Here is a 24,100-nt window from a genome sequence, read left to right as displayed (position 1 = left end):
GAGGTTTCACGTGAATCATCGCGTTCGGCGGCAGTTCACCAACAGACAGTCATGACGCCACGCCCGGCGCGCACGAAGCCGACGGCCGGGAGCGGCGTGCCCGGGTCGCGACGACCGCCGCGGCGGCCGGTTCTTACGAGACGGTGACGGGGCTCGGCCGGGTCGCCCGGCGGACTTACCGTTGAGGGCGTGTCCTCCTCGAAGTCTTCCCCGAATCCCGCCCGTGTCCTCGTGGTGGACGACGACCCCACCGTCGCCGAGGTGGTGGCCCGCTATCTGGAGCGGGACGGGCACGAGGTCGAGTGCGTGGGCGACGGGGCCGAGGCGCTGCGGCGGGCCCTGGCCGACCCGCCCGATCTGATGGTGCTCGACCTGATGCTGCCCAAGCTCGACGGCCTGCAGGTCTGCCGGAAGCTGCGGGAGCGCTGGCCCGTCCCGGTGATCATGCTGACCGCTCTCGGCGAGGAGATGGACCGGGTGGTCGGCCTGGAGACCGGCGCCGACGACTACGTGACGAAGCCGTTCAGCCCGCGCGAGCTGGCGCTGCGCGTGCAGTCCGTGCTGCGGCGGGCCCGCGGCGCGCTGGTGCCGACGGGCACCGGCGTGCTGCGTGACGGCGACCTGGTGGTGGACGTCGGCGCCCACGAGGTGCGCCTGGGCGGCAAGGAGATCACACTGACCGCCCGGGAGTTCGACCTGCTCGTGTACCTGCTGCGCAACCCCCGTCAGGCGTTCAGCCGCACGGCCCTGCTCGACCAGGTCTGGGGCTGGTCGTTCGGCGACTCCTCCACCGTGACGGTCCACGTGCGCAGACTGCGGGAGAAGATCGAGGACGACCCCACCGACCCGCGCCGGATCGTCACGGTCTGGGGCGTCGGCTACCGCTACGAGCCGCTGTCGTGATCGTCCAGATCGTCGCGGTCGCCGCCGGGCTCGGTCTCGTCATCGCGGCCCTCGGCCTGGCGCTGCTGCGGGTGCTGCGCCGCCGGTCGATCGGCGTGATGCTCGCGGTCGTCGCGGCCGTGACGGTCTCCGCGACGCTCGCCGGGGTGGTCGCCATCACCCTCGCCATGATCATCGACGGGCGGCCGAAGAACATCGTGCTCACCGTCGTCGGCATCGGCGGTCTGGTGGGCCTCGGCGTCGCGCTGGTGAACGCCCGCACGGTGGTGCGCGCAAGCAGGAGCCTCGTCGGCGCGCTGGAGAGCGTGCCGCCCTCCGGCCGGTTCACCCCGCCGCCCGCGCCGCTCCCCGCCGAACTGCAGACCATCAGCACCGCGCTTGAGCAGGCGTACGAGCGGCTGCGGCTGGGTCGCGAACGCGAGCGGGCGCTGGAGAGCGCGCGGCGCGAACTGGTCGCGTGGGTCAGCCACGACCTGCGCACTCCCCTCGCGGGCATGCGGGCGATGGTGGAGGCACTGGAGGACGGGGTGGCCGACGACCCCGAGACCGTCAAGCGCTACCACGTCCAGATCAGGGTGGAGGTCGACCGGCTCGCCGGGATGGTGGAGGACCTGTTCGAGCTGTCGCGCATCCACGCGGGCACGCTGCGGCCCGCGCTCACCCGCACGGGGCTCGGCGACCTCGTCGCGGACACCCTCGCCGCCGTCGAACCGCTGGCCCGCGCCGAGGGCGTGCACCTCACCGGCGAGGCGGACCCGCGGGTCCCGGTGCACGCGGACGCCGGGCAACTCGGCCGGGCCGTACGCAACCTGGTGGTGAACGCCATCCGCCACACGCCCGCCGGGGGCACGGTCGTCGTACGGGCGGTGGCGGAAGGGACGACCGCCCGCCTGTCCGTGCTGGACGGCTGCGGCGGCATCCCGGAGGAGGACCTTCCCCGCGTCTTCGACGTCGCGTTCCGCGGCGAGGCGGCGCGGACGCCCGGCCCCGACGGCGGCGCCGGGCTCGGCCTCGCGATCGCGCGCGGCATCGTGGAGGCCCACGACGGCGAGATCGGCGTGGTCAACGAGGGCCCCGGCTGCCTGTTCACGATCACGCTGCCACTGGCCTGACAGCGCCTCGCCGGGGCGGGGTCGCCCGCTCGGCGAGTTCCGGCGTTCACGGCGTGATCGGGAACGCCGCCGGCCAAGGCGCCGGCGGGATGCCGGGCATGGGCCCGCAGGTCCGGGTGGCCGCGTCAGCCGACCTGGTACCCCTCCGCCTGGATCGCGAACAGGTTCGCGTACAGGCCGCCGAGGCGCAGCAGGTCAGCGTGCGAGCCGCGCTCGGCTACCCGCCCCTCGTCCAGGACCACGATCAGGTCGGCCTCCCGGATCGAGCCGAGACGATGCGAGATGAGCAGGTTGGTCCGCCCCGCCCGATGCCGCCGCAGCCCGCTGTGGATCTCGTGTTCGGCCTCGGCGTCCAGGCCCGAGCTGGGCTCGTCCAGGATCAGCAGGTCGCGTCCGCCCCTGAGGTAGGCGCGCGCCAGCGCGAGACGCTGCCACTGACCGCCGGACAGGTGGACGCCCGCCTCGCCGCCGTCGAGGAAGATCCGCGACAGCAGCGTGTCGTAGCCGCGGGGCAGCGCGCCGACGAAGCCGTCGGCCCCGGCCCGGGCGGCCGCCGCGGTTATCCGCTCCCGGTCCCCCATCGCGTCGAGGTCGCCGAGGCCGATGTTGTCGGCCGCGCTCATGTCGTAGGTCATGTAGTCCTGGAACACCGAGCCGATCCGCCGCCGCAGCTGCGCGGGATCGACATCCCTGAGGTCGACGCCGTCCCAGAGGATCGCACCCCGCTCCGGGTCGTACATCCGGCACAGCAGCTTGACCACCGTGCTCTTGCCCGCGCCGTTGCGGCCGACGAGACCGACCGAGTGTCCGTACGGAATGGTGAACGAGACGCCTCGCAGTGCCCACTCGTGCTCGGCCGAGTAGCGGAACCAGACGTCGCGGAACTCGATCCCCCGCCGCAGCCCGGGAACCGATCCCGGCTCGGGCCGTACGGGGAGGTCCGGCGGGGCCGTCAGCACCGACAGGTAGTGGCCGAAGAGCAGCGCCTGCTGGTGGATCGTCGCGATCTCGCCGACGAGACCGGTGATCGACGCCTGGACCCCGGCGACGGCGGCGACGAACAGCGAGACGTCCCCCACGGTCCGTCCCCCGCCGAGCGTCTCCAGCAGGGTCCAGACCAGACCCGCCCCCGCCAGCAGCGCGCTCGCGCCCCCCATGACGCTCTGGACGGCCGTCTCCCGGCGGTCCGAGCGGCGGCGCTCGGCGTCGGCGGCCGTGCGCTGCTCGCGCATCAGGCCGCGAAGGTGGCCCGCGAGGCCGAACAGCCTGATCTCCTTGGCGGCCTGGGCGCTCAGGAGGAGGTCCTGGAAGAAGAACTCCCTGCGCTCGTTCGGGCCTATGCCGATCAGCATCGCGGCACGGCGCCGGGACAGCCAGACCTCGGCCGCCAGGCCCGGCACGGCGGTGGCCGCCACCAGGACGGCCATCCATGGGCTGATCAGGGCGAGAGCGCCGAGAAAGCCCGCACCGGCCAGTAGCGACCTGACGATCCCGAAGGCGGCCATGACCACCATGCCGGGCGTGGCGCCGCCGTACTGCAGCGCGAGCCGCAACCTGTCGAGGAAGGCGGGATCCTCGAACCTGGCCAGGCCGACGAACCGTTCGGTGGCGAGGAACAGGCGGTCCTGCGCGACGACGCCGATCCTCCTGCCGATCTCCTCCCGCAGATACAGGGTGATCTGGGGGACGACGGCCGCCGTGGTCCCGCAGGCGGCGAGTGCGGCGCCGAGCCAGGCGATCGACGCCGGGGTCGCCGTCCCGTGGGCGACCAGGTCGAGCACGGCCTTGGTCAGCCAGGCGATGGCCGGTGGGACCACCGCGCCGGCCGCGATCAGCGCGCCGTAGGCCGCCAGCCTCGCCCTGCCCGCCTCCCACGCCAGCCGTACGGCCGCCCAGACGGCCTTCACGCGCCCAGGCCCTCCATGCTGGTGCCGCTCGCCAGGATCGTGCGGGAGGCGTCGACCAGCGCGAAGGCGGGGAACCCGGACACCGACAGCGCCCTCGTGAGGCCGCCGCCGGAGCCGTCGATCACCACGCGGGCGACGGGTTCGAGCGCGGCACGCTCCGCCGCGACGTCCTCCTCGCGACCGGCCAGTACGGCGAGGACCGACGACCTCCCGCCCGCGCGGTTCTTGGCGGCGTCGACGAACGACGGCATGCGTTCGGCGCAGGCGGGGCAGCCCGGCGAGAAGACGCCCACGAGGGTGGGCGTCCCGGGGAGGGTGTCGTCGGACACCGTCTCCCCGTCCGTGGTCACGGCGGTGAACGGGCCGACGGCCGACCCCGCGGGGGCCATGACCCCGGGCCCGCGGCGCAACGCCGCCAACGCCTCAGAGTGTTCACGGAGCCTTCGGATGATGCCCACGGACAGGACGAGGTCCACGGCGCACAAGACCCCGACGACCGCGACGAAGGCGATGAGGAACGGCATGAGATCTCCCTGCTTGGGCCGTGATTTTCAGCGACTGCCGTCCGGCGGCAACCGCCGCAGGACCACTCCCAGGACCCGCTCGGCGGGCACGAAGCCGCGCTGGCGCGAGTCCAGGCTCGAGCGCGGGTCGTCCCCCAGCACGACCAGGTGGCCGGCCGGCACCCGGTCGGCGCCCCGGAGCGCGGGCGCGTCCGCCACCCGTGCGGGCACCGGATCGCCCCCGACCGCCGCCACCCGCTTGATGTGCCATTTCCGTTCCGGCCCCGGCTGGTGACCCCGCGGCCGCGGCGCCTCGATCACGACGACCTCGCCCACCCGTACGCCGTGCGGTGGGACACGCCGCACCAGGACGCGATCTCCCGTGCGGAAGCTCGGCCGCATGCTCGTGCCGGACACTTCGACCAGGACGAAGCGCCGGCGCAGCCAGGCGACCACGGCCAGGCCGGAGAGCGCCACGGCCACGACGGGAAGGAGGACCAGCCGCCCCCGGACCGGGTCGGCCACCGCTACCTGCTCTCCCGGGTGAGGCCGAACAGGTCGGCGATCTCTCCCGTCAGCACGACCAGGACCGTCACCAGGAGCGCGGCCAGGGCCGCGACCGCCGCTCCCGCGAGCTCGGCCGGCCCGCGTGCGGGAACGAGGACCGTCAGCGCCAGGCCGGTGAGGGCGATCAGCCCGAGGAGGGCGTTGCGGGCGAGGTCGGCGGGCCCGACCGGAAGCTTCCTGCCGCCGAAACAGTGGCAGGGGACCGCGAGCCCCCTGCGGATCGCGGCGTGGATGACGAAGGAGAACGCCGCCAGCGCGGCCAGCGCCACCGCGAACCCGGCGGACTCCATGGCCGGGACGGTCATCAGCACGACGACGGCCGCCTCCGCGACGGCCACCACGGCCGCGAGCGCGTGGCGCCGCTCCGCTCGCAGGGCCCCCATATGAGCGGGAAGCAGCCGCGCCGTGGCGTCGGCGAACCGCAGCCACGACTCCCGCCCGCGCAGCTTCGACGCGAGTGAGACCAGGAACGTCAGCCCGATGGCCATCCGGCAGGCGAGGAGCAGGTAGTTCACGGATTCCCCCTTCGGCTCGGACTCCGCCGCGCACACCACACGTGATCGCCGAGAGGCGGCCCGGCGGCAGGGACCGGGCGGGCGCCGCCGACCTCGCCCGCAACGCCCTCCCCGGGCCCGGCGGCCGAGGCCGCGCGCGGGCGTCGCCCGCGCGTGACCCGCCGCGCCGGAACCTCAGCAGGCCTGGCTGTAGCAGTAGTAGCCGTAGTTGCCGCCGTAGCAGCACACCTGCCGTACGCCGTTGTTGCAGGGGCAGTTAGGGCCGGCCTGGCTGTAGCCCGGGCACCAGCACGGCACGGCGGCCGACGCCTCGGTCCTCGGCACCAGGCGGGCCAGCAGGCGGTCGCCCCAGGACTGGAACGTGCGAACCATGCGAGACTCCTCCCTTCGCGGGCTGATCATGCGAGCAGCCGTCCTCACGTTCTCATCGGGGCGGCGGAGATCAACCGATGAGAGGTCGCGATGTGGTCCGGTGGCCCTCGCAGTCAGGGATCCCGGCCCGGTGACATGCGGGGGCGCCGCCCGAGCCGGAACCCGGTCCGGCGGGGGTGACATCGCCTGTCATGAAAGGTTCACGGCCGCGGGCCGGACCGTTCCAGCATCACGAGACCAGGTCGTGGTGTGGGCGGCCTTCGCGGGGCTCGCCTCGGCCGGGAGTCACTCCGGCTCGTTCCCGGCCGTCCCGCCCACGGTGAAGGGCGTGGTGACTCCCTCGTACATGAGGTGGGCGACGAGACCCTCCGTGGCGTGCGGCAGGTTGTGGCAGTGGTCCATCCAGATGCCCGGGTTGTCGGCGACGAAGGCGATGTCGTACGACTCGCCGGTGCCGACTTCGAGCGAGTCCACCCACCAGGGGCCGCCCGTCGCGCGCACGCCGTCGCGGCTCAGCACCACGGCGTGGTGGCCGTGCAGGTGCATCGGGTGCGGCTCGCCGCTGTCGTTGACGATGCGCACCCGCACCACGTCGCCCTCGGCGACGACGAACATCGGCACGTCGGGGAACATGTGGCCGTTGATCGTCCACCAGATCCCCGGACGTCCGTCGAGGAAGCCCGGGCGGCGCCCGATCTCGTAGTCGAACCGCCGATCGGGCCGGTCCGGGTCGAACCCGAGCGGCGCCGGAGTACCGTAGTGGAGCAGGTCCAGCGAGGTCGCGGGCCGGGGGACGGCGGGCACGTCGTACGACCGCGAACCGAGCACGACGCCGGCCGGGCCGCCGACGTGCACCCGCACCGGCGAGCCGTCCTCGGGCATGGTCACCTCGATGTCGGCGCGGCCTCCCGCCGTGACCGTCACGGCGGTGTCCCGTACGGGAGCGGGGTCGTGCAGGTCGGTGCCGTCGACGGCGGCGAGCCGGAACGGGGCGCCGCCGACCCATACGGGCGTCTGGCCGTTCTCCGTGTTGATGACCCGTACGCGCACCCGTTCGCCGGGGCGCGCCTCGGCGCGGACGTCTCCCTCACGCCCGTTGATCGTGCGGGCCCCGTCGTAGAGGTGCAGCAGCGCCACGACGTCGGCCGTGCCCGCGGGCGGTCGCGCCGCCGGAGTCACCACCAGGGCGCCCAGCAGACCGCGGCGCACCTGCTCGTGGGACACCTGGTGGGAGTGGTACCAGAAGGTGCCGGCCTGGCCGGCGACGAACCGGTAGGTGAACGACCGGCCCACGCCGACCGCGTCCTGGGTGACACCGGCGACCCCGTCCGCGGCGTTGGGCACGTCGACGCCGTGCCAGTGCAGCGTGATGCCGTCCGGCACGGACTCGTTGACCAGGCGGACCTGCACCAACTGCCCGACGGTCGCGTGGATGACCGGGCCGGGCGAGGTGCCGTTCAGCGTGTACCCGTCCACCGGGCGGCCGGTGGCCAGCCGGAACCGCTGCCTGCGCGCGACCAGGGTGATCGAGACGTCGGCCGCGCGGTCCGGATCGGCCGTCAGCGACGTCAGGCTGCGCGCTGACGCCGTGTGCGCCGAGTGCCCGCTGTGCTCCGGCTGCCCGCTGTGCTCCGGCTGCGCGCTGTGCTCCGAGTGCATGTGCTCCGAGTGTGCGGAGGTGTCGGCGGCCACGTGTGTGAGGGCGCCGCCGTAGTCCGCGTACCCCATGTCCATGACGGAGTACGCACCGGGCATCAGACTGTCCTGCCACATCCAGGCCAGCGGGCCGAGCAGGGCGATGGTCGCGGCGCCCGCCAGGGCGAGCCGGAGGCGGGCACCGCGACGGCGAGTCGCGTCCATGCGAGTTGTCGTCAGACGGCGGTCTCGACACGGGCGTGGGGCTGCGCGGTCGCGCCCGCCGCCGCCCGGCGGCCGCGAAGCGCGGCGTGGACGGCCGCGCTGAACAGCAGCAGCGCGTTGAGGCCGTGCAGGGCGCCCAGGGCGGGGATCTCGTGGCCGAGGAGGCCCAGGGAGACCTGGACGGCGACGAGCAGGATAACGAGGACGGCCCCCTTGACCGCTCCGGGGACCTTCGCGAAGAACGAGGAGATCAGCAGGAGCAGGGCGATCACGGGGATGACCATCATCCCGTTGATGCCGTGGACCACGAAGGCGAAGAACTCGGGGAACTCCATCCCTCCGCTCTCCGCGCTCGCCTTGTCGATCACGCCGCCCTGCTCGACGTACTTGAACAGCCCGGCGTCGCCGAGCACGACCATCATCGCCTGCACGGCGACCTCGGCCGCGACGAGTGAGGCCAGGACCTTGTAGACCAGTTTCATGCGCTCTTCCCCTCCTGTGTCGGCCGGCGCACGTCTGCGCGCGCCGGCTCTTACACAGAGGAAGGTAGGGACGCCTCCATGGAGAACACTTAATGATGACTTGTAACTCTTGGCGTCGCCGGCCTTCGGCGCGGAAGCCCAGCTCGGCGCGGCGCCGGCCGCCCAGGTCACAGGTCGCCGGGTCACAGGTCGGTCTGGGGTTCCAGCTGGCCGCGCCAGGAGGGGACGTCCGGTGCGGCCTCCCGCTGGCGTGGGGTGAACGCCTCCGCCATGGCCCGGAACGTGGGGCACGGCCAGCGCCACATGCAGCTCCGGCACCGCAGGATCGGGTTGGCGGGGTCGCTCGAGATGCCGCCCGCGTCCCTGGGCTGGTGCAGATCGAGCAGCCGGATGCCGAGCTCGGAGAAGCTCAGCAGCTCCTCGCGCGCCTCGGCGAGGAAGTCGAGGTCCTCGGCCGCCAACCGGGCGCTGACCGGGACGTACCCCTCGCGGTTGACCAGGCCGCGCAGCGGCTCGGCCGCGTCGCGCCACGACGAGGCCTTCTCGGTGCGCACCTGGATGGTCTCCAGATGCTCGCGCAGGACGCGCCGCTGTGGATCCTCGGGTATTTCACTGTTCATCTGCTCTCGGGCCCGCTGTGCTCGGCGCCCGCCCTCCTTTGCGAAGTGACGACCAAGACGCGGAGGTTCCGGGCCCTCCATCCGGCGACGCCGGTGTCGCATAGCGTCAAGCTTCGCGCACTCGGCGTTTACGTGGGGCCGGAATCGGGGACAAAGGGCGGACGACTCTTCGATGAATCCGATGGAGCGTGACCCGGGGCCGGGACGACGCTAGTGTGCGCCTCGTGGAGCTCAAAGTCGCGACGCAATCCCACGCCGGTCAGGCCGTCATGGCCGTCTTCGGCGAAATCGACCTATATACCGCGCCCCGGCTGCAGGCGGAGTTCACCCGTCTGCTGGAGACCGGGCCCGACCGGGTGGTCATCGACATGTCCGGAGTGGAGTTCTGCGACTCCACGGGCATGAACGTGCTGCTCTCGGCGCTCAAACGGCTGCGCGAGCGGGGCGGCACGCTGGAGGTGGCGGCGCCGAGACCGGCGGTACGCAAGATCCTCCAGGTCACCGGTCTGGACTCGGTGTTCACCGTGCACGACACGGTGCCCGCCGACCTGCTCACGGCCGAGCATCAGGGCTAGGCGCATGGGGGAGATGGCAGTACCCGAGCCGGACACCGCGGTGGTGATCCCGGCGAAGGACGAGGCCGACCGCATCGGCGCCACCGTGACCGCCGCCCTGAAGCTGCCCGGCGTGGATCTCGTGGTCGTGGTCGACGACGGCTCGTCCGACGAGACCGGCCGGGTGGCCAGGGCGGCGGGCGCCCGGGTCGTACGGCACAGCCGCAACCGGGGCAAGGCGGCGGCGATGGAGAGCGGCGCCGAGGCCGTGCGCCTCCTGGACGAGGACCATCCCCGGCACCTGCTGTTCCTCGACGCCGACCTGGGCGAGACGGCTGCGGCGGCCCTCCCGCTGATCGCGCCGGTGCGCGCGGGCGAGGCCGACATGACCATCGCGAAGTTCGCGACCAGGGTGAAGCTCGGCGGGCACGGCATCGTCGTACGGCTGGCCCGCGACGGCATCAAGAGGCTCACCGGCTGGGAGGCCACCCAGCCGCTCAACGGGCAGCGGTGCCTCACCCGGGCGGCGTTCGAGGCGGCCCGGCCGCTCGCCCACGGCTTCGGCGTCGAGACCGGCATGACCGTCGATCTGCTCAGGAAGGGCTTCCGGGTGATCGAGGCCGAGGTCGAGATGTCGCACCGGGCGACCGGCACCGACTGGCGCTCCCAGTTGCACAGGGCCAAGCAGCTCCGCGACGTCGGCCTGGCCCTCGCCGCCCGCGAGCCCGCGGTGGACCAGGCGCGCGCCGCCCTCCGCCCGCCGCGCCGCTGAGCCCCACCGTCGTACGAGCGCCGCGCCCGGAGGCGCGGCCGTTGCCGCCGGGCACGGCGGCCGGCCGGTGACGGCGGGCTGATGTGGTGGAATTCTGGGGTGGATTCGCGGGGGCGCGCACGGATCGCCGCCCGGCTGGCCCCGGCCGCCGGCGGCCTCTCGGTCGTCCTCACGATCACGATCGGCCTCCTCGGGCCGTCCTCGATGGTGCCCGGGCTGCCCGGGCGGTCGTGGCAGCCCCCCTACTCGCTCGGTCTCGCACCCGACGGTCATCTCGTCGTCGCGCTGGCCGCCGCGGCGCTCGTCCTCGGCACGGTCGGCCTGGCCGCCGGCCTCGCGTACGCCGACCGGATGCCGCGGGCGCGCACGCTGGTCGTCGCCGGGTGCGCCGCCGCCGCGGTCCTCGCGTTCCTGCCGCCCTCCGGGTCGGCCGACCACCTCAACTACGCGGCGTACGGCCGGATGGCGGCCCTCGGCTACGACCCGTACGCGACCGTGCCCGCCGACCTTCCCGCCGATCCCGTCGTCGGGCGGGTGGAGGAATGGAGCAGGACGCCCAGCGTGTACGGCCCGGTCGCGACGGCCGTACAGGCGCTGGCGAGCCACGTCGGGGGCGAGTCGGTCCGCCTGACGGTCTTCGTGATGGCCCTGGTCAACGCCGCCGCCTTCGTCGCCGCCGGCCTGCTCCTCCACCGCGCCACCGCCGGCGATCCCGTACGGCAGCGCCGCGCGGCCCTGCTGTGGACGGCCAACCCGCTGATCGTCTACGAGCTCGTGGCCGGGATGCACCTCGACACCGTGGCGATCGCGTTCGTCGTGGCCGGGCTGGTCGCCCGCCGGGGCGTGCCGCTCGGCCTGGGCGTCGCGGTCAAGGCCACCGTGGGCCTGGTGGCGCTGGGCACGGCGTGGGAGCTGCGCAGGAGCCCCCGGCGGCTCGCCCTGGTCGCCGGGACGGCGGCGCTGACCGTGCTCCTGGCATACCTGCTCGCCGGGCCCCACTCGCTCGATCAGCTCGTCAACGCCAGCAAGTCGGTCTCGCTCGCCACGCCGTGGAAGCTGGCCCAAAGGGCGCTGCAGGGGGTGTTCGGACCCGGGGCCTACCGGGCCTGGATTCAGGTCGGGTCGCTGCTCCTGCTGGCCGCGCTCGCCGCCCTCCTCCTGCGCGGACGTCCGGCGGCCGGCCGCGAGGGGCCGGTGGTCGCCCTGGCCGTCGCCGTGGCCTGGCTGTTCGCCACGCCGTACGCGCTGCCCTGGTATGACGGGCTGGGGTTCGCGCTGCTGGCCCTGGTCGCCTGGCCGGGCCTGGAGGCGTTCCTGGTCGCCCGGCTCGCCGTGCTCTCATCGGCCTACCTGCCCGCGCGTCAGGCGGATCAGCCGGACGACCTGGGGTGGCTCGTCGACGTGGTCAGGGGCTGGGTGGCGCCGTCGCTCCTGCTGGCGCTGACGATCGCGCTGCTGTGGTGGGCGGCGCGGTCTGGAGCGCGCGTACGGACGCCGCCAGCGTCAGCGGCACCGCGACCGTCAGGGCCATCGCCGGAATCGCGATCCCCGAGTCGTTGATCAGGAACCCGGTGAACGCCGCGGTCAGCGCGCCGAACAGCCCGGCCCGCAGCTCCGGCGTCCGCTCGTAGGCCAGGCTCAGCGCGGGCGCGCCCCACCGGGACGGCCGGGCCAGCACGAGGAACAGGAACGCCAGCGCGACCACCGACAGCAGCGTCAGCGGGAGATTGCCCAGCGTGTGGAGCATCGCCCCGAGCTTGCGCCCGACGACCGAGCCGCCCTCGCCGCCGATGATCTGCTGGACGAACGCACCGAGGTGGGTTCGCCGGTCGGCGGGGCGCAGCCAGTCGGCCACCGCGATCAGCATGATGAGCACGCCCCCCGCCACGGCGATCAGCCCCAGCCGGAGGACCGACACCCGCCTGCCCGTGACCATCAGCACGCACACCGCCACGCCGAGGACGAACGACGGCACCCCGCCGAAGTCCGCGCCCCAGGTCGGCCAGCCGTCCCCGGCGATCGCGAGCAGGCCGTACGCCACGCAGACGGCCACGGCGAGCCTCGGTCGGCGGCGCAGCGCGCAGGCGACGGCCGCCAGGAGCAGGATCGTGCCCGTCGAGTAGACGGCGAAGGCCATGTTGCCGAAGCCGTAGAACCTGCCGCCGGTCACGGGCTCGTAGCCGGCCACCGCGTTCACCTGCAGCCGCGAGCCCGTCACCACGTCGGCGAGGAGCGCGAGCGAGCTGATCCCGGCGACCACGGCGGGCGGCCCCAGCACGTGGCGGCGCCACGGCCCGGCGTACGCGAGCCCGGCCACCAGGACGGCGAAGCCCAGGATCGTGCCGAGAAGGGCGGGCATCGGGTGCGCGAAGCCCCACCACGGCACGAGCTGCGCCAGGAAGATCGACACCGGGAGTGCGCCGCTGATCGTCGCGACGACCCGTGTGGTCGTCAGCATCCGCCGGTGGCGCCTGATCACGAGCGCGGCCAGGCCGTAGAAGAGCAGTTGTGCGGCGACCAGCGTGATGAAGAACGGCTCCCTGACCTCCCTGAGCACCTGGCTCGCGAGGTCTGCGTCGGCGAGCCCGGGGGCCGCCTCGCTCACCGGCGGCGCCGCGCCGCCGCCCGACCACGCCCTGCCGACCGCGCCCTCGGGAGTGGGGAGGCCGAGCAGGTGCGTGACCGTCGTCGTGACGTCGGTGATCGTGACCAGCGCCCGCTGCCGGGTCGAGGCGGCGGTCAGCCACCCGTGCCCGTACGGCCCGCCGGCGGCGATCGCGACGTGCAGGTGGGCGATGGAACCCTCGCCGCGGCCGGGGGAGTCGGACAGCCCCGCCACGAGCACGGTCGAACCGGCGGGCACCTTGGCGAGCACCTCGGCGACGGTCCGGTCGGCCGCGCTCACGGCCGCCCGCCGCTCCTGCCCGCGCCCGTCGCCGGCCGGGTCGTCGGGCTGGGCCCCGGTGATCTCCCCCGCCTCGGCGACCACGAGGGCGTACGGCGTGAGATCGGGCAGCGCGGCGGGTGTCGCGGCATACGTCGCGACCCTGCCGGACCGGTCGGCGGCGGTCAGGGCGGCCCCCGGGCCGATGGCCGCGATCTTTCCCCCGGCGGCGGTCACGGCGTCGGCGAGGAGCCCGAGCCGGGCCTTGAACGGACCGGACTGCTGCACGGCGACCAGTTCGGACCAGTTCGGGATCGTCGCCGTGCCGCCCGCGCCGGTGACGGGCTCGGGAAGGGGGCCGCACCCGGTGCCCGGAGTTCCCGCCCGCTGGCCCGCGGAGACCGTCAGCCAGCCGGCGGCCGGACAGGTCACGGGCAGCCCCTCGGGAGGGACCGTCCTCGTGGACAGCGACGCGCTGGAGCCGCGGGCGGCCAGCCCCCACAGCGCGGGGGTCCGCCGCGGATCGAGGTCGTCCCAGCGGAGGCCGGGCACCCCGATCATCACGACCCGGCCCGTCACCGCGGCGGCCTGTCGTGCAGCCGACGCGGGAGCGGCGGGCAGGACCAGGGCCGTCACGACGAGCACCAGGATCGACGCGAAGAGCCCCGCCGCGGCTCGGGCCGCCGGGCCCGGAGCCGTCGCTGATCCAGGTGGCACTGTCCCGCGCTCCCTCATGATCGATAACGGTGCGGACACGGTCCACGGTAGCCTGCCTGGTCATGACGACTGGCCGGATCGCGGGGGCCCGCCGGCCCGCCTGGGCGTGGGCGCTCGCCCTGGTGGCGCTGGCCGCCGCGGCGTCGCCGCTGATCGCCTACTGGCTGACCAACCCCGAGGACCAGCGTCTGGTGGACCTGGACGTCTACCGTACGGGCGGCTGGGCGCTGCTGCGGGGTCTGCCCGTCTACAACGTGATCACGCCGGCTCCCCAGTTGCTGCCGTTCACGTATCCGCCGGTGGCCGCGATGCTGGCGGTGCCGCTCGCCATGATGTCGTGGCCGGTCGCGCAGTGGGTGTGGACGGTCGCCATCGTCGCGGTCCTCGCCGTGACGGTCCGGCACGCCTTCCAGGCCTTCCTGGACGGGGTGCGCGGCGCCCTGGCCGCGTCGCTGCTGTTCGCCGTGCTGTGCGCGGCGTGCACCTATCTCATGCCGATCAGGGACCAGTTCAGGTTCGGCCAGGTGGACCTGTTCCTCCTGGCGTTGTGCCTGCTCGACTGCGTGGCGCGCAGGCCGTGGTGGCCGCGCGGGATGCTGATCGGCCTCGCCACGGCGGTGAAGCTCACCCCCGGCGTGTTCCTCGTCTACCTGGCGATCACCGCCTTCCCCGCCCGGGAGGGGGATACAAGGCAGCGCCGTGCCTTCTTCATGGCGGTGTTCACGGCGGCCCTGCTCACGCTGCTGCCGTTCCTGGTGATCTTCGACGACGCCCGGGACTTCTGGTTCGGGGCGCTGCTCGACTCCGAGCGCCTCGGCGCGAACGCCGCCACCACCAACCAGTCGCTGCGCGGCATGCTGCTCAGGCTCTACCTGCCCGGCTGGCTGACCACGGTGCTCTGGCTCGCCGCCGTCGCCGTGATCGGCTGGTACGGCTTCCGCCGCGCCCGGCGGGCGTACCTGGACGGCGACGTCACGACCGCGGTGGCGCTCACGGGGCTGATGGCGGTGCTGTTGTCGCCGGTGGCCTGGATCCACCACATCGCCTGGGTCGTGGTCGTGCTCGCGGCCCTCGCGGGGTCCGGGCGCGACCGGGTCCGGCTGCTGGTCGCGGCGGGCGTGTGGCTCTACTACGTGCTGCCCATCCCGTGGTGGGGCGTGACGCTCAAGGCGCTGGAGATCCCTGTGCTCAGCCCGGTCGCGGGCAAGATCGTGCAGAACGCGTTCGGCCTCGGCGCGATCGGCCTCGTCTGGCTCCTCGGATCCTGGTTGCCCCGGCGGCGGGCCGCTGTCGCCGTTCCCGCTGCGGTCACTTGACCAATTCATTACGCTCGGTGCCGTGCTGGTTACCGTTGTGGAGATGGCCGGTGTCCTGGCGGGGGTGACCGGCGTGGCCGTCGGCCTGATCGCGCTGCGCGCCGCCCGCCGTTCCGTGCGGGTGTGCCTGGACGCCCTGGATCGGCGGGCCGCCGTCGAGGGCCCGGTGGACAGCAGGGCGATCCGCGACGTGGCGCTGTATCGATACGACGCGCTCGACGAGATGACCGGCACGCTGTCGTTCTCGCTCGCGCTCATCAACGGCTTCGGCGACGGCGTCGTGCTGACGTCCATCAACGGCCGCACCGAGACCCGCACGTACGCCCGTGCCGTACGCGGAGGGAAGGGGCTGCAGCCGCTGTCGCCGGAGGAGGAGCACGCCGTGCGGGCCGCCAGACTCGGCATCGGGCCGGAGGTCGAGCCGCAACGCCTTCCCCGCTGAGCCGGGACGGCGGTTCACGGGCGGAAGCCGGTCGGCCCAGGAGTGTCTCCGCATGCCCGCCACACCTACCTGCGGATACCCTTGGGACATGTCGAAGCTCGCGTACCTGGGGCCTCAGGGCACCTTCTGTGAGGCGGCCCTGCGGCTCCTGGAGCCGGATGCCGAGCGCCTGCCCTGCGCCAACGTCGGAGCCGCGCTCGACGCCGCCCGCAACGGCGAGGCGGACGGCGCGGTGGTCCCGCTGGAGAACTCGGTGGAGGGGGCGATCACCCAGACCCTCGACGAGCTGGCCGGGGGGAGGCCGCTCCACATCACCGGCGAGTGGCTGCTTCCGGTCGAGTTCTCCCTGCTGGTGCGGCCCGGCACCGAGCTGGCCCAGATCAAGCGGATCATCACCCACCCGGCGGCCCACACCCAGTGCCGCGGGTTCATCGAGCGCGAGATGCCCGGCGCCGTCGTGATCGCGGCCTCGTCGACGGCCGCCGCCGCGCAGGAGGTCGCCTCTCCCGAGTCTCCGTACGACGCGGCGATCAGCCCGGCCATCGCCGGGGAGTACTACGGGCTCGACGCGATCGCCTCGAACATCGGCGACCGCTCCGACACCGTCACCCGGTTCATCAAGGTGAACCGCCCCGGGCGGCTGCCCGAGCCGACCGGCGCCGACCGCACCTCGCTCGTGGCCTTCCTGCGCGACGACCACCCGGGCGCGCTGCTGGAGATGCTGAGCGAGTTCGCGGTGCGCGGGGTCAACCTGACCCGCATCGAGTCGCGTCCCACCGGCGACGGCATCGGCCGCTACTTCTTCCACTTCGACTTCGAGGGGCACATCGCCGACGCCCGGGTCGGGGAGGCCGTCGCCGGGCTCCACCGGCTCTGCGACGACCTGCGTTTCCTCGGCAGCTATCCGCGGGCCGACCGGGTTCCGACGCAGATCAAGGAGGGTACGGGCGACGCGGACTTCGCCGAGGCCGCCGAATGGCTCGGAAAGATCCGCGCCGGTCTCGCTTGACGGGCGGGAGCCGCACCGGCTCCGGTAGCCTTTGAGCCGTGATTGACCTGCGAACCCTTCGTGAGGACCCTGACCGGCTCCGGGCGTCGCAGCGCGTCCGCGGCGAGGACGACTCGATCGTGGAGACCCTGCTGTCGCTCGACGAGCGCCGCCGTGCCGCGCTCAACACCTTCGAGTCGCTGCGCGCCGAGCAGAAGAGCATCGGCAAGTCGGTGTCCCGCGCGTCCGGAGACGAGCGCCAGGCGCTGCTCGACCGCGCGAAGGAACTGGCCGCGCAGGTGAAGGCGGCCGAGACCGAGGCCGCCGCGCTGGCGAGCGAGCTCGACGACCTGCTCATGACCGTGCCGAACATCGTCGAGGAGGGCGCGCCCTCCGGCGGCGAGGACGACTACGTGGTGCTGGAGGAGATCGGCGAGAAGCCCGTCTTCGACTTCGCGCCCCGCGACCACGTCGAGCTGGGCGAACTGCTCGGCGCGATCGACATCGAGCGCGGCGCGAAGGTCTCGGGCGCCCGCTTCTTCTTCCTGAGGGGCGTCGGCGCGCGGCTCCAGCTCGGGCTGCTCAACATGGCGATGCAGCAGGCGATCGAGGCGGGCTTCACGCCGATGATCACCCCTGTGCTCGTGAAGCCCGAGTCGATGCAGGGCACCGGATTCCACGTCGCCCACGACAAGGAGATCTACCGCCTGCCCGAGGACGACCTCTACCTGGTCGGCACCAGCGAGGTGCCGCTGGCGGCCTACCACTCCGACGAGATCCTCGACCGGGCGTCGCTGCCGATGCGGTACGCCGGCTGGTCGTCCTGTTTCCGGCGCGAGGCCGGGTCGTACGGCAAGGACACCCGGGGCATCATCCGGGTCCACCAGTTCGACAAGGTCGAGATGTTCTCCTACTGCCGGCCGGAGGACTCCCACGAGGAGCACCTGCGGCTGCTCGCCTGGGAGAAGGAGATGCTCGAGAAGGTGGAGCTGCCCTACCGCATCATCGACACGGCGGCGGGCGACCTCGGCACCTCGGCGGCCCGCAAGTACGACTGCGAGGCGTGGATTCCCTCGCAGGGCCGCTACCGCGAGCTCACCTCGACCTCCAACTGCACCGACTTCCAGGCCCGCCGCCTGAAGGTGCGCTACAAGGACGAGGACGGCAAGCCGCACCACGTGGCGACGCTCAACGGCACGCTCGCGACCACCCGCTGGATCGTGGCGATCCTGGAGAACCACCAGCAGGCCGACGGCTCGGTGGTCGTCCCCAAGGCGCTGCGGCCGTACGTGGGGCTCGACGTCCTGGAGCCGCTGTCCCGGTAGATCCACCGGCCTTGATCGAGGACCTCCGGCGTGGTGCCGCTCACCGCGTCCGGAGGTCTTCGTGTCTCACGGTGACGTTCTGTGGCGGGTTGCGGCGGCAGCGCGGGCCGGCATCGAATGCCTCAGATGTCCGGCAGAAGTGGAATCTGCGACCTTTGACGGCAGGGCCCGTCAGATGTGATGTAAATCTCTCGGTTCGGACGGCGTCCGAGTGCGCAGAAGGCCTCCGCGCGTGAAACTTTCATGCGCGCAGTCCGTCCGCGGGTTCGCCCCCGGCTTACGGCCGGACGCCCCCGGACATGCGAAAGGCGGGGCTCGCCACGGCGAACCCCGCCTTCGTCAGGTCAGGTCAGAGACCACGGACGTTCGACGCCTGCGGACCCTTCGGACCGGCGATGACCTCGAACTCGACCCGCTGGCCGTCCTCCAGGTTGCGGTAGCCGCTGCCCGTGATGGCGGAGAAGTGCACGAACACGTCGGGCTCGCCGCCGTCCGGTGCGATGAAGCCGAAGCCCTTCTCAGCGTTGAACCACTTGACGGTTCCCTGAGCCATTACTGCTCTCCCTAAGGAAGTGAATCTTGGGGACCACACCTCGTGGACCCCGGGTGTGTCGCACAGCTCCCCGGGTGGCTCATACAGTCAAACTGGTTTTCGCTACGGGAACAGCTAATACAACGCCTTCACATCTAACACTATGTAGCCCGTTGGTGTTCCACGTCCGGGGGAGATTTCTCGCCCGAGGTGTGGCCGAGGGCATGGCATGGCCTATCTCGGTGCACACTGGAACCTGTCATGACCTGCCCCCGCCTCGTCGCCACGGACCTCGACGGCACCGCTCTGCGCACCGACGGAACAGTCTCTCCACGTACCGCCGCCGCCTTCGCCCGGGTGGAGGAGGCCGGCGGCACCCTCGTCTTCGTGACCGGGCGGCCGCCCCGGTGGATGCACACCGTCGCGGGAGCCGTACGGCACCGCGGGCTCGCCATCTGCGCGAACGGCGCGCTCGTGTACGACCTCCACACCGAGGAGATCGTCGAGTCGCACCTGATCGACTCCGACGTGCTCGAAGAGTGCGTCGCCCGGCTGCGGCGGCATGTGCCCGATCTCACGTTCTCGGTGGAGTACGAGGGAGGCTTCGCGCACGAGTCCGACTACGCGCTGGGGCGCTGGGACGCTCGGGAGCTGGCCTATGGGCGGATGGTGGCCATCGCGGCGCTGACGTCCCGGCCGTGCGCCAAGCTGCTCGCGCAGCACCCCTCGATGGACCCCGACGAGTTGCACCGCGGGGTGCTGGAGATCGTCGGCGACATCGTGACCCCGACGCACTCCAGCGGGCGGGCACTGATCGAGATGAGCGCGTTCGGTGTGACGAAGGCCACAGCGCTGGCGACGCTGGCCGAGGAGCGGGGGATCAAGCCCGCGGAGGTGGTCGCCTTCGGCGACATGCCGAATGATCTGCCGATGCTGACCTGGGCCGGCACGTCGTACGCCGTGGCGAACGCCCACGCCGACGTGCTGGCCGCCGTCGATCACGTGACGGCGGCCAACAACGACGACGGTGTGGCGGTCGTGCTCGAGACCCTGTTCTGAGTCAGGCGGGTGTCGGGGTTCTACAGGTAGGGGCCGCCCGCGCGGTGGCCCTGGTCGTCCTGCGCGGCCTGGCCCATGCCGCCGGGGAGTGCGCGGCGCATCTGCTCCAGCTGCGCCCGGGCGGCCATCTGCTGGGCGAACAGCGTGGTCTGGATGCCGTGGAACAGGCCCTCCAGCCAGCCGACGAGCTGGGCGTGCGCGACCCTCAGCTCGGCGTCGCTCGGCGGGGTCGCGCTCTCGTCGCTGAACGGCAGGGACAGCCGCTCCAGCTCCTCGACCAGTTCGGGGGCCAGACCCTCCTCGAGCTCCTTGATGGAGCTCTGGTGGATGTCCTTGAGCCGCTTGCGGCTGGCGTCGTCGAGGGGAGCCGCCCGCACCTCCTCCAACAGCTGGCGGATCATGCTCCCGATCCGCATCACCTTGGCGGGCTGCTCCACCAGGTCGGCGACGGACCGCTCCTCGTGCTCGCCCTTACCGTTGCCGCCGGAGACCGAGAGGCCCTGCGGCCCCACGACCACGATCTGCGGCGTGCTCTCGTCTGCGTTCATCGATCGCTTACAACTCCTGATTCGCCGGGGCACACCGTGCTCACCCCATCAACCTAACTCACCTGACCAGCAGGAGCTTTCCGATGTGTTCACCCTCTTCGAGGGTTCGGTGAGCGCGGGCGGCCTGGTCGAGGGGGATCCGCTCGTGCACCACGGGCCGTACGGCTCCGGCGGCGACGAGCGGCCACACGTTGTCCACCACGCCCCGGCAGATCACGCCCTTGTCGTCCACCGGGCGGTTGCGCAGCCCGGTCGCGTGGACCGAGGCCCGCTTGGCGAGCAGCGTGCCGAGGTCGAGCTCGCCCTTCGCGCCGCCCTGCATGCCGATGACGACCAGACGGCCGCCGGTGGCGAGGGCGCGTAGGTTCCCGGGCAGGTACTTCGCGCCGATGATGTCGAGGATGACGTCGGCCCGGCCCTCGAACCGCTCAGCGAAGTCCTCCTCGCGGTAGTTCACGCCCTCGTCCGCGCCGAGCTCGCGGCAGCGCGCGAGCTTGTCCGCGGAGCCGGCCGTCACGAGCACGCGCGAGCCGTACGCCTTGGCGAGCTGGATGGCCAGGGTGCCGATGCCGCTCGCGCCGCCGTGCACGAGCAGGGTCTCGCCCTTCCGCAGGCGGGCGGTCATGAAGACGTTCGACCACACCGTGCAGGCGACCTCGGGGAGACCGGCGGCCTCGTCCAGCGCGATTCCCTCCGGCGCCGGCATCACCTGCTGCCAGGGGACCGCCACGCGTTCGGCGTATCCGCCGCCGGCCAGCAGGGCGCAGACGCGGTCGCCGGGCGCGAGATGCGGGACGTTCTCGCCGACTTCGACGATCGTCCCGGAGCATTCGAGTCCCGGGATCTCGGAGGCCCCGGGCGGCGGCGGGTAGAAGCCGCGGCGCTGGAGCAGGTCCGCCCGGTTGACGGCCGAGGCGGCGACCTCGATGACGACCTCACCTGCGCCGGGACGCGGGTCGGGCACTTCCTGCCAGGCCAAAACCTCAGGTCCGCCGGGTTCGGAAATCACGATCGCACGCATGTGACCTAAAGTAGCGTGGCGGAGAACTCGGCGGTTGCCCGCATTCACCGTATTACGTGGCGCTAATCTGCAATGTGTTTGCTACCCCATTAGCCCAGCCCGAGGGGGTACACGGTGGCGAGACATGATCGTGAGGATCCGCATTCTCTCGAGGACCAGCTGGCATGGCTTGACGCGATCAAGGAAATGCCCGACGAGGTGGAGATAGCGGTCAGCGCGGTCACCTCCGCCACGCTCGCCTCTCCACCGCCGCCGCCCGCCGACCCCGAGCCCGCCTCGCCGTACCCCGCCGACCCCTGGAGCCTCGTCCCGTCCGAGCCCGCGTCCGGCGGCCTGCTCCGCGGCGCGGCCGACAGCGCGACCGGCTCCGCGTACGGCGCCCCGCCGCAGGAGGACGCGCAGACTTCCGAGGCGTCGTCCACCGGTCCCATCCGCGACCCCCTCTTCGATGCCGACTATGCGAAGAGTTTTGGGTATGAAAGTGGTGAAAAGTCCGAATTTGGGTCCGGTTATGGCGCCGACTCGGCCTACGGCGAGACGAACTTCGGCGACACGACGAACGTCAGTGATACGACGGCCTTCGGCGATACGACGGCCTTCTTGACCAGGCCCGAGTCCTCGCCTTCCGAGAAGCGTGAGGACGCGCCGCCGGCCGAGCCGCCCACCGCGAGCACCGCGTTCGGCACACCGCCGGAGACGAGGGGTGAGGAGTCCGCCACGTCGACCGGGCCGGTGAGCGCCCCGTCGTTCGGCTCGTCTTTCGGTTCGTCTCCCGGTTCGTCTCCCGGTTCGTCCTTCGAGGCGGCGTCGGAGTCGTCCTTCCCGGGATCTTTCGGTGCCTCTTCCGACGCGGGATCGGAGTCTCCCGAGGGGGCCTCGGACGCGACGCCGGAGAGGCCGGGCGATGACCAGGAGTCCACGGAGGACGACGGCCGCCCCACTCCGCCGCCGGGCGGCCTGAGCGGTCCCTCGTCCTTCACCACCCCCCTGCTCGGCGAACAGCCTTTCGGCGGTGGCGCCTTCCCCGGCTCCCCGGCGGACACCGACGCCTACAAGAACATCGGCGCGTTCTCCGGCAGCGAGTCGGCCAAGCCCTTCGTCTCCCCGGCGTCCGGCACGTCGTCCTCGGCGAAGGAGCCGTTGCGGGGCTGGCTGGAGCCGGCCGTGCCGGTGCCGGCCGCCCAGCAGGAACCCGACGCTCCCGGCGTCCCCGCCGAGCCGGAGGAGCCGCCCGCGCCATCGGAGATCCCGTCTCCGTTCGCCGCCCCCCGGGCCGAGTCCGCGCCGGACTTCACGGACGACCGTTTCATCGGCTCCCTGCGGGAGGACCTGGCCGCCGAGGAGCGGAAGCCGTACGAGCCGGGTCCGGTTGTGGCGTCGCCGCCCCCGCCCGCGCCTGCGCTGGCGCCCGCACCTCAACCCGCCCCTCAACCCGCACCCGAGCGAGCCTCGGCGCCGAGCCCCGCACCGGACCAGGCGCCGGCCGTGGAACGGGACGCGGTGGCGGAGCGGGAGGCATACCAGCCCCCACGCCGGCCGGCTCCCGTCTCCGCCTTCAGCTCGCCCGCGCGTACGACGGGGAAGTCGGCCGGGTCCAAGCCGACCGCCGACAGCCTCGATCCGGTCACCCTGCTGAGGGGGCGGCGGAACGCTCCCGCGACGGGCTGGCGGCGGCTGGTCTACAAGGCGTCCGCCGGGCTGATCAAGCCGGGTGAGGCTCCGGAGGTGCGGCGGCGCCGCGAACTCGTGCAGCGCGCCCGCACGCCCGTCGCCACCGGTCACCACCGGGTCGCCGTGCTCAGCCTCAAGGGCGGGGTGGGCAAGACCACCACGACCGTCGGCCTCGGCGCCACGCTCGCGCAGGTGCGCGGCGACCGTGTCATCGCGGTCGACGCCAACCCCGATCGTGGAACGCTCTCCGACAAGGTCGAGCTGGAGACCGCGGCCACCGTACGCGACCTGCTGAACGAGCGCGCGCAGATCAAGCGGTACGTGGACATCCGGGCCTTCACCTCGCAGACGCCCTCGCGGCTGGAGATCCTGGCGTCGGACCGCGACCCGTCGGTGTCGGAGGCGTTCAGCGCCAAGGACTACCACGCGGTGGCGAATGTGCTGGAGAACTTCTACTCCATCTGCATCACCGACTGCGGCACCGGCCTCCTGCACTCCGCCATGTCGGGCGTGCTCGGCATGGCCGACCAGATCGTACTGGTCAGCTCGCCGTCCGTGGACGGCGCCCGGGCGGCCTCGGCCACGCTGGACTGGCTGGAGGCGCACCACTACGGCGACCTCGTCCGGGCCGCGACCGTGGTGCTGTGCAGCGTACGGCCCCGGTCGAAGTCCACCGTGGACCTCGACAAGCTGGAGGCGCACTTCGCCGCCCGCTGCCGCACCGTCGTCCGCGTGCCGTACGACGCCCACCTGGAGGAGGGCGCTGAGATCGACCTGGACCGCCTCCAGCAGGCCACCAGGGACGCCTATCTTCGCCTGGCGGCCTCCGTGGGCGACGGCTTCGCCGGGCCGCACGCGCTGGCCGAGCCCAGGTTCTCGGAGATCCCGGACCACCTGTAGGCGAGACGTGGCGGCGGGATGATCTCTTTCGCGGTCGCGGTCACCAACCGGAGAGTGAGAGACTAGGCTGCTGCGTGGCGCTCCAGCGTGGGGCGCCGGGGAGAGCTCGCCTAGTGGACGATGGCGGCGGTCTTGAAAACCGCTAGGCCGGGTGACCGGTCTCGTGGGTTCGAATCCCACGCTCTCCGCTCTGTGATGTCGCAAGACATCGGAAACCCTCGAACCTACGGGTTCGGGGGTTTCTTCGTGTACTGGGGTTGGTAGTCGCGGGTGGGGTCGATGGTCAGCTCGCGGAGGAGTTCTCCGGTGGTGGCGTTGACCACCCGGACGTGGAGATCGTCGACGAGCAGGATGACGTGGGTTCGGGCGTGGGTTCGTCCGATGCCGATGTGGTGGAGCCGGCCGCCGATCCGCAGGGTGACGACGCCGGTGTGGTCGACGCGGTCGTGCCGGACGCGGGTGTGGGTGTCGCCGTCGCGGTTGGCGGCCGGTTGGGCCTTGGGCCGGGTGTTGTAGGCCGCGGCGGGGGT

Annotated in this window: 22 protein-coding genes, 1 tRNA gene and 1 pseudogene; 12 read left to right on the top strand and 12 right to left on the bottom strand. The window is 72.5% G+C overall.

Translation table 11 applies throughout. The annotated features are described in order from the left end of the window. The first annotated feature begins 189 nt into the window (after positions 1–189). Together QSK36_RS37025 and QSK36_RS37020 are read left to right on the top strand one after the other, a co-directional pair. A complete protein-coding gene (locus QSK36_RS37025; RefSeq protein WP_139579654.1) occupies positions 190–903 on the top strand; it encodes a response regulator transcription factor in 714 nt (237 codons plus the stop codon). Then, positions 900–2,015 carry a sensor histidine kinase gene (locus tag QSK36_RS37020; protein WP_285785598.1) on the top strand — a complete coding sequence of 372 codons (1,116 nt, stop codon included), beginning with the start codon at positions 900–902 and terminating at the stop codon, positions 2,013–2,015. The genes QSK36_RS37025 and QSK36_RS37020 overlap by 4 nt, the downstream gene beginning before the upstream one ends. Before the next feature lie 125 nt (positions 2,016–2,140). Here the strand turns inward: QSK36_RS37020 and QSK36_RS37015 are convergent, their stop codons facing one another. From QSK36_RS37015 to QSK36_RS36980, 8 genes are all read right to left on the bottom strand, one after another. Continuing rightward, positions 2,141–3,922 (bottom strand): ABC transporter ATP-binding protein, encoded by a 1,782-nt coding sequence (locus tag QSK36_RS37015; RefSeq protein WP_285785597.1) that lies wholly within the window; start codon positions 3,920–3,922, stop codon positions 2,141–2,143. Then, positions 3,919–4,446, bottom strand: a complete 528-nt coding sequence (locus QSK36_RS37010) for a TlpA family protein disulfide reductase (RefSeq protein WP_041952887.1) — start codon at positions 4,444–4,446, stop codon at positions 3,919–3,921. Before QSK36_RS37010 ends, QSK36_RS37015 begins: the two co-directional genes overlap by 4 nt. Positions 4,447–4,473: 27 nt before the next feature. Then, on the bottom strand, positions 4,474–4,950 hold the full coding sequence (locus QSK36_RS37005; protein WP_285785596.1) for a S26 family signal peptidase: 477 nt from the start codon (positions 4,948–4,950) through the stop codon (positions 4,474–4,476). A 2-nt stretch (positions 4,951–4,952) separates the two neighbouring features. Continuing rightward, a complete protein-coding gene (locus QSK36_RS37000; RefSeq protein ID WP_285785595.1) occupies positions 4,953–5,507 on the bottom strand; it encodes a MauE/DoxX family redox-associated membrane protein in 555 nt (184 codons plus the stop codon). 174 nt (positions 5,508–5,681) lie between these two features. Beyond that, on the bottom strand, positions 5,682–5,879 hold the full coding sequence (locus tag QSK36_RS36995; RefSeq protein ID WP_041952886.1) for a hypothetical protein: 198 nt from the start codon (positions 5,877–5,879) through the stop codon (positions 5,682–5,684). Positions 5,880–6,164: 285 nt separating this feature from the next. After that, positions 6,165–7,739 (bottom strand): multicopper oxidase family protein, encoded by a 1,575-nt coding sequence (locus tag QSK36_RS36990; RefSeq protein ID WP_285785594.1) that lies wholly within the window; start codon positions 7,737–7,739, stop codon positions 6,165–6,167. 11 nt (positions 7,740–7,750) lie between these two features. After that, positions 7,751–8,221 carry a COX15/CtaA family protein gene (locus QSK36_RS36985; protein WP_183537969.1) on the bottom strand — a complete coding sequence of 157 codons (471 nt, stop codon included), beginning with the start codon at positions 8,219–8,221 and terminating at the stop codon, positions 7,751–7,753. Positions 8,222–8,403: 182 nt separating this feature from the next. Further along, positions 8,404–8,841 (bottom strand): hypothetical protein, encoded by a 438-nt coding sequence (locus QSK36_RS36980; protein ID WP_225898224.1) that lies wholly within the window; start codon positions 8,839–8,841, stop codon positions 8,404–8,406. Between the two features lie 224 nt (positions 8,842–9,065). Here QSK36_RS36980 and QSK36_RS36975 point away from each other — a divergent pair, with 224 nt between their 5' ends. The 7 genes from QSK36_RS36975 (at position 9,066) to serS (ending at position 17,839) form a co-directional block, all read left to right on the top strand. After that, positions 9,066–9,416: an STAS domain-containing protein gene (locus QSK36_RS36975; RefSeq protein WP_030511009.1), complete on the top strand. Its 351-nt coding sequence runs from the start codon at positions 9,066–9,068 to the stop codon at positions 9,414–9,416. A 13-nt stretch (positions 9,417–9,429) separates the two neighbouring features. Then, positions 9,430–10,167, top strand: a complete 738-nt coding sequence (locus tag QSK36_RS36970) for a glycosyltransferase family 2 protein (protein ID WP_285785593.1) — start codon at positions 9,430–9,432, stop codon at positions 10,165–10,167. A 99-nt stretch (positions 10,168–10,266) separates the two neighbouring features. Further along, positions 10,267–11,727, top strand: coding sequence for a polyprenol phosphomannose-dependent alpha 1,6 mannosyltransferase MptB (gene mptB / locus QSK36_RS36965; protein WP_285785592.1), 1,461 nt, complete (start codon positions 10,267–10,269; stop codon positions 11,725–11,727). Positions 11,728–13,830: 2,103 nt separating this feature from the next. Continuing rightward, positions 13,831–15,084, top strand: coding sequence for a glycosyltransferase 87 family protein (locus QSK36_RS36960; RefSeq protein WP_285785591.1), 1,254 nt, complete (start codon positions 13,831–13,833; stop codon positions 15,082–15,084). 22 nt (positions 15,085–15,106) lie between these two features. After that, the gene (locus QSK36_RS36955) at positions 15,107–15,526 is read left to right on the top strand and encodes a DUF4446 family protein (protein WP_285785590.1); all 420 of its coding nucleotides are present in this window, start codon (positions 15,107–15,109) and stop codon (positions 15,524–15,526) included. Positions 15,527–15,614: 88 nt separating this feature from the next. Further along, complete coding sequence (pheA, locus tag QSK36_RS36950) at positions 15,615–16,535, top strand: prephenate dehydratase (protein WP_183537964.1); 921 nt, start codon at positions 15,615–15,617, stop codon at positions 16,533–16,535. A gap of 38 nt (positions 16,536–16,573) precedes the next feature. Then, positions 16,574–17,839, top strand: coding sequence for a serine--tRNA ligase (gene serS, locus QSK36_RS36945; protein ID WP_183537963.1), 1,266 nt, complete (start codon positions 16,574–16,576; stop codon positions 17,837–17,839). Positions 17,840–18,188: 349 nt separating this feature from the next. Here serS and QSK36_RS36940 read toward each other — a convergent pair whose 3' ends face one another. Next, positions 18,189–18,392 (bottom strand): cold-shock protein, encoded by a 204-nt coding sequence (locus QSK36_RS36940; protein WP_041952879.1) that lies wholly within the window; start codon positions 18,390–18,392, stop codon positions 18,189–18,191. Between the two features lie 240 nt (positions 18,393–18,632). Here QSK36_RS36940 and QSK36_RS36935 point away from each other — a divergent pair, with 240 nt between their 5' ends. Next, a complete protein-coding gene (locus QSK36_RS36935) occupies positions 18,633–19,430 on the top strand; it encodes an HAD family hydrolase (protein WP_183537962.1) in 798 nt (265 codons plus the stop codon). Between the two features lie 20 nt (positions 19,431–19,450). Here QSK36_RS36935 and QSK36_RS36930 read toward each other — a convergent pair whose 3' ends face one another. Continuing rightward, complete coding sequence (locus tag QSK36_RS36930) at positions 19,451–19,978, bottom strand: bacterial proteasome activator family protein (protein WP_041952877.1); 528 nt, start codon at positions 19,976–19,978, stop codon at positions 19,451–19,453. 58 nt (positions 19,979–20,036) lie between these two features. After that, the gene (locus tag QSK36_RS36925; protein WP_183537961.1) at positions 20,037–20,999 is read right to left on the bottom strand and encodes an NAD(P)H-quinone oxidoreductase; all 963 of its coding nucleotides are present in this window, start codon (positions 20,997–20,999) and stop codon (positions 20,037–20,039) included. A gap of 186 nt (positions 21,000–21,185) precedes the next feature. Here QSK36_RS36925 and QSK36_RS43775 point away from each other — a divergent pair, with 186 nt between their 5' ends. Both QSK36_RS43775 and QSK36_RS36915 read left to right on the top strand, forming a co-directional pair. Beyond that, positions 21,186–23,570 carry a MinD/ParA family ATP-binding protein gene (locus tag QSK36_RS43775; protein WP_502883415.1) on the top strand — a complete coding sequence of 795 codons (2,385 nt, stop codon included), beginning with the start codon at positions 21,186–21,188 and terminating at the stop codon, positions 23,568–23,570. 99 nt (positions 23,571–23,669) lie between these two features. Continuing rightward, positions 23,670–23,758 (top strand) — tRNA-Ser (locus tag QSK36_RS36915). Between the two features lie 36 nt (positions 23,759–23,794). Here the strand turns inward: QSK36_RS36915 and QSK36_RS36910 are convergent. Next, positions 23,795–24,100 (bottom strand): annotated as a pseudogene (locus QSK36_RS36910) (hypothetical protein); the annotation flags it as partial.

Source organism: Microbispora sp. NBRC 16548 (assembly GCF_030268985.1).
GTDB lineage: Bacteria > Actinomycetota > Actinomycetes > Streptosporangiales > Streptosporangiaceae > Microbispora > Microbispora catharanthi.
The sequence above is the reverse complement of the archived record's forward strand: the minus strand, read 5'-3'. Positions and strand labels throughout refer to the sequence as shown.

Excerpts from the sequence above, each read along its gene's own strand:
- QSK36_RS37010 (WP_041952887.1), bottom strand. The coding sequence starts at position 4,446 with ATGCCGTTCCTCATCGCCTTCGTCGCGGTCGTCGGGGTCTTGTGCGCC.
- QSK36_RS36995 (WP_041952886.1), bottom strand. The coding sequence starts at position 5,879 with ATGGTTCGCACGTTCCAGTCCTGGGGCGACCGCCTGCTGGCCCGCCTG.
- QSK36_RS36990 (WP_285785594.1), bottom strand. The coding sequence starts at position 7,739 with ATGGACGCGACTCGCCGTCGCGGTGCCCGCCTCCGGCTCGCCCTGGCG.
- QSK36_RS36985 (WP_183537969.1), bottom strand. The coding sequence starts at position 8,221 with ATGAAACTGGTCTACAAGGTCCTGGCCTCACTCGTCGCGGCCGAGGTC.
- QSK36_RS36980 (WP_225898224.1), bottom strand. The coding sequence starts at position 8,841 with ATGAACAGTGAAATACCCGAGGATCCACAGCGGCGCGTCCTGCGCGAG.
- QSK36_RS36970 (WP_285785593.1), top strand. The coding sequence starts at position 9,430 with ATGGCAGTACCCGAGCCGGACACCGCGGTGGTGATCCCGGCGAAGGAC.
- QSK36_RS36960 (WP_285785591.1), top strand. The coding sequence starts at position 13,831 with ATGACGACTGGCCGGATCGCGGGGGCCCGCCGGCCCGCCTGGGCGTGG.
- pheA (WP_183537964.1), top strand. The coding sequence starts at position 15,615 with ATGTCGAAGCTCGCGTACCTGGGGCCTCAGGGCACCTTCTGTGAGGCG.
- QSK36_RS36940 (WP_041952879.1), bottom strand. The coding sequence starts at position 18,392 with ATGGCTCAGGGAACCGTCAAGTGGTTCAACGCTGAGAAGGGCTTCGGC.
- QSK36_RS36935 (WP_183537962.1), top strand. The coding sequence starts at position 18,633 with ATGACCTGCCCCCGCCTCGTCGCCACGGACCTCGACGGCACCGCTCTG.
- QSK36_RS36930 (WP_041952877.1), bottom strand. The coding sequence starts at position 19,978 with ATGAACGCAGACGAGAGCACGCCGCAGATCGTGGTCGTGGGGCCGCAG.
- QSK36_RS36925 (WP_183537961.1), bottom strand. The coding sequence starts at position 20,999 with ATGCGTGCGATCGTGATTTCCGAACCCGGCGGACCTGAGGTTTTGGCC.
- QSK36_RS43775 (WP_502883415.1), top strand. The coding sequence starts at position 21,186 with ATGCCCGACGAGGTGGAGATAGCGGTCAGCGCGGTCACCTCCGCCACG.